The 7,843-nt window shown below is 64.5% G+C and carries 8 protein-coding genes; 6 read left to right on the top strand and 2 right to left on the bottom strand.

Going from position 1 to position 7,843, the window contains the following annotated elements; genetic code table 11:
- The first annotated feature begins 542 nt into the window (after positions 1-542).
- The 4 genes from HUI96_RS28265 (at position 543) to HUI96_RS28250 (ending at position 4,401) form a co-directional block, all read left to right on the top strand.
- Positions 543-824, top strand: a complete 282-nt coding sequence (locus HUI96_RS28265; protein ID WP_237684447.1) for a helix-turn-helix transcriptional regulator — start codon at positions 543-545, stop codon at positions 822-824.
- Positions 825-1,016: 192 nt separating this feature from the next.
- Positions 1,017-1,424, top strand: coding sequence for a hypothetical protein (locus HUI96_RS28260; RefSeq protein ID WP_188258037.1), 408 nt, complete (start codon positions 1,017-1,019; stop codon positions 1,422-1,424).
- Between the two features lie 71 nt (positions 1,425-1,495).
- Positions 1,496-2,305: a class D beta-lactamase gene (blaOXA, locus tag HUI96_RS28255; RefSeq protein ID WP_188258036.1), complete on the top strand. Its 810-nt coding sequence runs from the start codon at positions 1,496-1,498 to the stop codon at positions 2,303-2,305.
- A 170-nt stretch (positions 2,306-2,475) separates the two neighbouring features.
- The gene (locus tag HUI96_RS28250) at positions 2,476-4,401 is read left to right on the top strand and encodes an ATP-binding protein (RefSeq protein WP_188258035.1); all 1,926 of its coding nucleotides are present in this window, start codon (positions 2,476-2,478) and stop codon (positions 4,399-4,401) included.
- A gap of 99 nt (positions 4,402-4,500) precedes the next feature.
- On the opposite strand, the gene HUI96_RS28245 is transcribed toward HUI96_RS28250, so the two are convergent.
- Together HUI96_RS28245 and miaA are read right to left on the bottom strand one after the other, a co-directional pair.
- Positions 4,501-5,286: a GGDEF domain-containing protein gene (locus HUI96_RS28245; protein ID WP_188258034.1), complete on the bottom strand. Its 786-nt coding sequence runs from the start codon at positions 5,284-5,286 to the stop codon at positions 4,501-4,503.
- 115 nt (positions 5,287-5,401) lie between these two features.
- A complete protein-coding gene (gene miaA, locus HUI96_RS28240) occupies positions 5,402-6,343 on the bottom strand; it encodes a tRNA (adenosine(37)-N6)-dimethylallyltransferase MiaA (protein WP_337918678.1) in 942 nt (313 codons plus the stop codon).
- Here miaA and serB point away from each other — a divergent pair.
- Together serB and HUI96_RS28230 are read left to right on the top strand one after the other, a co-directional pair.
- Positions 6,327-7,223, top strand: a complete 897-nt coding sequence (gene serB, locus HUI96_RS28235; RefSeq protein WP_188258033.1) for a phosphoserine phosphatase SerB — start codon at positions 6,327-6,329, stop codon at positions 7,221-7,223. The two genes, miaA and serB, sit on opposite strands and share 17 nt — an antisense overlap.
- Complete coding sequence (locus tag HUI96_RS28230) at positions 7,220-7,783, top strand: GNAT family N-acetyltransferase (RefSeq protein WP_188258032.1); 564 nt, start codon at positions 7,220-7,222, stop codon at positions 7,781-7,783. The genes serB and HUI96_RS28230 overlap by 4 nt, the downstream gene beginning before the upstream one ends.
- Positions 7,784-7,843: the final 60 nt, after the last annotated feature.

Here is a 7,843-nt window from a genome sequence, read left to right as displayed (position 1 = left end):
AACGCTATCCGAACGGCTACACCTGCCATTTCCCGCGACCGAACTGGAAGCTGCCACGGCGCGAGGAAAGCCGCCGCGCCGGATAGTTTCCCACAAGGGCCGACGGCGCGCATAGAGACTGCCTTACGCAGGTTGAAAGACTTCCGGCGCATCGCCATCCCCTACGGCAAAGCTGCACGCAACTTCTCTCTGCGGTGCCCATGGATATGAAGGGTCGTTGCACGACTGGGGTGAGACTCGGTGGAACTCGGTTGCAGCGCTGACTGTCAAACATGGGATGCGTGTGGGCAAGCGCGCGAGAGCCGATCGAGGGGCGGCTCTCGGGCTTGAAGTGCATTCCCCGACGCAGACCTGCCGCGCGGACGGCCTTGATCATCTCGCTGGGTTGTGCCGGCGGGCGTGGAGGAAAGCGGCAGGAATGCCCTGGGGACCTTGCGGCGTTCGGCACAGGCAACCAGTCCGTAGATGGATTCGGCCGCGTATCCTTGGCTCAAATTGTTGACAATGGTGTCCGATTGCAGCTTTTCAGGCCCATGGATTCGATGACGGAGATTATGGGGGTGCTGCGCGCGGGCCGGGCCCTGCTGGGCCTGAGCCAGGAGGAATTGGCCGGGCTCGCGGGCGTCAGCCGGCAGATCGTCGTCAGGATCGAGAAGGGGGAGAGCAATGTCCTCGTAGACGCGATCGACAAGGTGCGCTCCGCCCTGGAGGCGGGCGGCGTCATCTTCATCGATGGAAGTCCAGAGCGTGGTCCGGGCGTCGCGATGACGCGTCGCCCTGACCTCGGGCTGCCGGTTGTGAGTTCCCCGCCGGACCGACTCTGACGGTGGTCTCGGCCGCGGCTGCACCGGCGCCGTCGCTGCGGCTGTCAACTGGCCGGCGGGGCGGTCACCGAGCGTCCCGGCTCGCGCTTTCGGCGCGCGGCCGGCTCGGCTTCGCCGTGACGATCCTGAAGTGCCATTCTGCCGCGAGCACCGCACTGGAAGGAGCATTTGCTGAAAGAGCCCCGGGAGAGAGTGCGCGAGTTCCACCGGCACGAGCAGGAGGCGCTCGAAGCTTCGATCCGGTCAGAGTACCAGGAATGGTTCGATTTCAAGCGCATCAGCGGCCGGCGGTTCGGGGAGACCCTTATCCGCTGGCCCGAGGTGAACTGGGAGGCGGGCGAGATAGCGGCCAAGGGGAAGGGAGACCGATGGGTGTGGACGCCGATCACGCCAACCATCCGCGCGATCCTCGAATCGTGCAGGGGGCAGACTTTCCCGAGATGGAGCACATCATTCTTAATCCTGCATGTCAGTTTGGATGTGACTGGCTTCTGCCATCCGCGTGCGGGTGTTACGGCCCTCAATAACGCATCCATCAAGGGAGCGGTCGGGCACTTCGCGGACACTCTTCTCGGCGAATCATTCCGAACTCGCATGTGAATAGTTTGGAAGGATTTAGGCTCGGATAGTAGTGCGTGAGCCAATAAACGGCATCTCCAGGAGAAAGCGACATGCGCGGACTCGTCCTATCCATCGTGGCAGTCGTACTCGCTCTTACCCTGCCGGCCTCTGCAGAGACGAAGACCATCTGCACCCTGATTGCCGACGCCGACAGCGGACGAACCCTCGTCGAAGAAGGCGATTGCGCAAAGCGAATGTCACCCGCCTCCTCCTTCAAGATCGCCATCAGCCTGATGGGGTTCGACGCAGGTATTCTGACATCGCCCTCGGCGCCGGAACTCCCGTTCCGCAAAGGCTACGCCAGTTGGCGGCCCGAGTGGAAGCGGCCCGCGACGCCTGCGCGTTGGATGAAGTATTCGGTCGTCTGGTACTCGCAGCAGGTCACCCAACGGCTCGGAGAAAAGCGTTTCAAAGGCTATGTCGAGAAGTTCGGGTACGGAAACCGGGATGTCTCGGGCGATCCGGGAAAAGCCAACGGACTGACGAACGCTTGGCTAAGTTCCTCCCTCCAGATCTCGCCGGCTGAGCAGGTCGACTTTCTTCGCAAGCTTGTACGCCGCGAACTGCCGGTCAGCGAGGCGGCACTCGCCAATACCGCCGCTATTTTGGACTATGGAGTGCAGCCTGGCGGGTGGCAGACCTACGGCAAGACCGGGACGGGAATACCGCGCGGCGCCGATGGCCGTTCGCTAAAGGATGAGCGCTTCGGCTGGTTCGTGGGCTGGGCGCAGCGCGATGGCCGCACCGTCGTCTTTGCGCGGCTCATCAAGGACAGCCCACGACAGTCCACGCCGCAAGGGCTGCAGGCGCGCGACGGTCTGATGGCCGATCTGTTCGGCGAAAAGAGCCCACTCGACTGAAACGCCGCCGCGTGCAAGCTATGATCTTGTCTCGACGTCAGGTGCCCGATCTCGAGTTTGCATAACATTTTACCGAATTTGTTAGCGGCTTATCGACCATCTCGGCACACGCGGGCTTAACACAGCCTGCGTACGATCCCAATTTGGTGGACGGTGGAGTGGTACGGCCGATGTTTGTCGAGCGGGGCGAGACCCCTGGAGAAAACACGACCCAGGAGCGGCGCGACGCAGCTCAGAACGACAAGCGCATCCTGGGCCATGTCGTGCAGTGCGACGGCGCGCGCGCGACGATCGCCGCCTTTGCCGATACGGATGAGGGCGCCGTGACCGGCGAATGGACGGTCGGCAAGATGATGTCCATCAATCTCGGGTCGATCAGGACGGTTGGACTGGTCTATTCGATCGGCAAGGCCGAGCACGTCTGGAATATCGACAGCAAGAACGCGATCGAGGTCGGCGTCGAACTCGTCGGCGAGGTCCGCGACAGCGAGCCGCCCAATCCGCCGGTCTTCGACCGCGGCATCACGCAATACCCGCACATCGGCGCCATCGCCCACCGCATCCGCGCACGCGACCTGCAGGCGGTCTACGATCTCGCCGGCCGGCCGGCGGTCACCATCGGTTCGCTGTCGCAGGACGAGTCCGTCGAGGCGCGCATCGCCATCGACGATACCCTGTCCCGCCATGTCGCTATCGTCGGCACCACCGGCGTTGGCAAATCCACGACCGTCGCCCTGCTCATGCGCAAAACGATCGAGGCGCGCCCGGACCTGCGCATCCTGGTGCTGGACCCGCACAACGAATTCGCTGGCGCGCTTGCCGAGCATGCCGTGCGCATCGACACCAATTCGATGGAGTTGCCCTTCTGGCTGTTCCGCCTCGAGGAACTGGCCGAAGTGCTGTTCCGCGGCCGCGAACTCGTGCCGGAGGAGGTCGACATCCTGCGCGACCTTATTCCGCTGGCCAAGGCCTCATACCGGCAGGGCCAGTCCGGCTCGGTGATGCGGCGCAGCCAGGACGCCGTCACCGCGGACACGCCCGTCCCCTACCGCATGGCCGACCTGATCCGGCTCCTCGACGAGCGCACGGGATTGCTGGAAAGCAAGCACGACCGCCCTGCCCTCAAGTCGCTGCGCACGCGCATCGAAGCCGCGCTCGTCGACCCGCGCTATCGGTTCATGTTCGCCTCGCGGATCATCGAGGATTCGATCCACGAGACGATCGGCAAGATTTTCCGCGTTCCGAGCAACGGCAAGCCGGTGACATGCTTCGAGATGGCGGGGCTGCCGTCGGAGGTCGTGAACGCGGTCTGCTCCGTGCTGGCGCGGCTCGCCTTCGACCTTGCGGTATGGAGCGACGGCAGGCTGAAGCTGCTCCTGATGTGCGAGGAGGCGCATCGCTACATTCCGTCCGATCCGCGCCTCGGTTTTGCGCCGACCCGCCATGCGCTGTCGCGCATCGCCAAGGAGGGCCGCAAATACGGCTGCTACCTCGGCGTGGTCACGCAGCGGCCGGGCGAACTCGATCCGACGATCCTGTCGCAGTGCTCGACCATCTTCGCCATGCGGCTTGCCAACGAGCAGGACCAGGCCATCATCAAGTCGGCGATCGCCGACTCCTCGGCCTCGAGCCTTTCGTTCCTGTCCTCGATGGGGCAGCGCGAGGCGATCGCGTTCGGCGAGGGCGTCGCCACGACGATGCGCCTGAAATTCGAGAAGCTTCCGCCGGAGAAGATCCCGGGCCGGGGCAAGAACCGGCGAGAGGAACTCGCTTCGGCCGACCTCGGCGACGTCGACCTCGGTCAGATTGTCGATCGCATGAGAAACCAGTATCGGCCGGTAACGAATAGCTTCGGAATGGCGGAGCTTGCCGAACCAACCCCGCAGCCCGGCGATCTCGGCTATCAGAGGCCCGAGCCTGCACCGATGCAGGCCGGCGAGCCGGCCTATCGCAGGCCGGAGATTGCGGACCCGCGCTTTGCCGAGCCGGCTCTCCGCAGGCCGGCGGCTGCGGCCCCGCCGAGCCATGGCGCAGAGCGGCAGGAGCCCAGGACGGAAAACCGCAACGCATCATTCGGCCTGCGAACACGTTCGTGAGTAGGCTGCCGGCTGGGGATCGGCGCCACCGTCTCAACCTGAAGGGTTGAGTTCCTCCAACTCGAGCGCATCGTGGGGTCCACCCCGTCGTCCAGCGGCCTACGCCGACACGCGGTTCCGGCCTTCCTTCTTGGCATGGTAGAGTTGCTGGTCGGCTCGGCGGAAGAACTCCTCGGCACTTTCCTTCCCGTCCCAAAGGGCAAGACCGACGCTCGAGGTGATTCTCAGGCGGACATTGCCGGCCAGGATCGGCAGGGCGGCAATACCATCGCGGATTCGGTCGGCGAGGCGGACCATGCCGTCCATGTCCATATTGGGCGCGACGACGGCAAACTCCTCGCCGCCGAGGCGGGCGACGACATCGTGGTAGCGGGTCATCTCCTTGAGGCAGCGACCCACTGTCCGGAGCACTTCATCGCCTACGTCGTGGCCGTGCGTATCGTTGACCTGCTTGAAGTGGTCGAGGTCGAATACCATCAACCCGACGGGCCTGTCGATCCTGCCGAATTCCTGGAGGTATGCCTCCAATGCCTCATCGAAATACCGCCGGTTGTGCATGCCGGTCAGTGGATCGGTGAGCGCTGCGTGCTTCAGCGTTTCGGAGCGGGCGCTGAGGGACTGGGTCATTTCCCGCAGCTTCACTTCTTCCCGAGCCTGGCCCCGAATCTGCGGGTAGATGAAGAACGCCCCGAAAAACAGTGCCACCGCGACCAGCACGCCGCTGGCGAGCAGGAGGTTTTTCAGGAGGGCGAGGTCGATAGGAAGGTCGCCCGCAGCAGGCATCCCGGCCGGAATAGCGTGGTACGAATAGACAACCAGCCCGCCCGCCACGAGAACGACGGCCATGAAGACGAAGAAGGCCGATTCTGATTTGTGGAATTGCATCGCTTCTTCCGAACGGGGCGGGGCCTCTTCGTTATCGCACCTCCAGGCTTATGGGACGTTAATGCCGGCTGCATGACCACAAGACCGCCGCGCTGACATGCAGGCTGACCTGTAGTCAGAGCTGGATTTCGTCCGGCGAGCGGACCCTCGTCCACTCCGGGCCGAACTGGTTGCGGAACCACGTCGTCTGGCGCTTGGCATATTGCCGCGTCGCGATCTTGGCTCGGAGAATCGCCTCTTCCTCCGAGATTTCCCCACGTGCGGCCGCGGACAGTTCTCTCACGCCGATCGCCTTCATCGCCGGCAGCGCCGGGTCAAGCTCCAGCCGAACCAGAGCGGCGACCTCATCCCGCGCGCCCCGCTCCAGCATGTGGTCGAAGCGAGCATCGATGCGCCCGACCAGATCGGCGCGATCAGGCTCGATGACATAGGCCCGGAGACTGGCCGGGTCGACGAGTGGGCGACCCAACGTCCGCTGCCACTCTACTATCGACCGTCCGGAACTCTCCAGCACCTCCAGTGCGCGCACGATCCGCTGCGCATCGGTCGGCCCGATCCGAGCGGCGGCGTCCGGATCCTCTCGGGATAGCAGCCGGTGCAGTTTTTGCGGTCCCTGCTCCGTCAGTTCGTAGCGCCATCGCTCCCGGATTCGGTCCGGAACATCCGGCATCTCCGAAAGCCCTGAGAGCAAAGCCCGAAAGTAGAGCCCCGTCCCGCCCACGAAGATCGGCACCCTGCCTGCAAGCTTGCCGGTAGAGACGAGACTCATGGCATCCCGCAGCCAGGCGCCTGTCGAATAGGCTGTGGACGGCGGCACGTGCCCATAGAGATGGTGCGGCGCCCTAGCGAGATCGTCAGCCGAGGGCCGCGCCGTGAGCACGTCGATCACCGCATAGCCCTGCATCGAGTCGGTGTTGATGATAGCGCCGCCAAGCTGCCGCGCGACTCGCAATGCTGCGGCCGACTTGCCGCTGGCGGTCGGGCCGGCTATCAGAACCGCATTCCCGAGCAGACCACCCCGCTCGCCGCTGGACTCTTCGATGTCGTTCGTGGCCACCCTGATCTCGCACCCGACTGAACGCGCCTTGAGCGCGCCGCTCGTCGATATGGCATCGCGCCTGCTCAATGCAACGGAGAAGCGGTGGCTCTCCGACGCTATCGCCTGCGACCTGCTCCTGGCGCCTGGGCTCAGGGGTTCGGAGATTGAGGCAATCGCGGCCGGCCTGCGCCGGGAACTGGCAGCAGAGCGCGTCGATCTGATCGTTCAGCCGTCCGAAGGACGCGCCAAGCGGCTGCTGCTGGCCGACATGGATTCCACCATGATCGACCAGGAGTGCATCGACGAACTAGCCGACGAGGTCGGGCTGAAGGAGCACGTCGCCGCGATCACTGCCCGCTCCATGAATGGCGAGATCGCCTTCGAGCCGGCGCTGCGCGAGCGTGTCGCCCTGCTCAAGGGCCTCGAAATTGAGGTGATCGACCGCATCATTGCCAGCCGCATCACGCTGGCTTCCGGCGGCCGCGAGTTGGTCGCCACCATGCGCGAACACGGAGCCTGGACCGCCCTTATATCAGGAGGGTTTACGGCCTTTACCTCGCGCATCGCGGAAAGGCTTGGATTCGACGAGAACCGGGCAAACCGGCTGCTTCAAGAGGATGGCCGTCTGCTGGGCAAGGTCGCGGAGCCGATCCTCGGGCGCGAGGCGAAGGCGGCTGCCCTGCTCGAGATCACGGCGCGCCTTGGCATAGGTCCAGACCAAGCGATCGCGGTGGGGGACGGGGCGAACGATCTCGACATGCTGGCGCTGGCGGGCTCCGGCGTAGCGCTGCATGCCAAGCCGGCAGTCGCCGAACAGGCGCGCATCAGGATTGATTTCGGCGACCTCACGGCCCTGCTCTTCATGCAGGGATACACGCAAGCGCAGATCGTGCGATGATCCTGCTGCGGACACCGAGGCTGGTGCTGCGCAATTGGGAGGAGCGCGATCGCTCTCTCTTCCACCGCATCAATTCCGACGAGCAGGTGATGGAATTCTTTCCGTTCCGACGCGATCGGGCGACCAGTGACGCCGTGATGGACCGGATGCGGGCGGACATAGAGGCGCAAGGCTATGGCTGGACGGCGGTCGAGGTCCTGGAGACCGGCGAGTGCGCCGGGTTCGTCGGCCTGCGGCCGATCGAGGTCGACGGCATTGGCGGCCCCGGTGCGCACGAGATCGGCTGGCGGCTGGCGCCGGAATTCTGGGGCAAAGGCTACGTGACGGAAGCGGCGTCAGGTCTTCTGGATTTCGCCTTCACCCGCCTTGGGCTGGACGCAGTGCTCTCCTTCGCCGTCTCGAACAATGAGCGTTCGATCGCGGTGATGCGGCGGCTCGGCATGAAGCGGCGCGGCGAGTTCGATCACCCGGGTGTTCCGGATACCCATCCCGAGTTGAAGCATCACCATCTCTACGCGATGACGAGCCACGCGTGGCGGGAGCGAGCGACGCCGGCATAGAGCCGTTGGCCATTGCCGCTAAATCCAATCGTGCGTCCTTTGAGGCTCCCGGAGGGATCC

The organism is Pseudaminobacter soli (ex Zhang et al. 2022), assembly GCF_014595955.1.
Lineage (GTDB): Bacteria > Pseudomonadota > Alphaproteobacteria > Rhizobiales > Rhizobiaceae > Kumtagia > Kumtagia pseudosoli.
The sequence above is the reverse complement of the archived record's forward strand: the minus strand, read 5'-3'. Positions and strand labels throughout refer to the sequence as shown.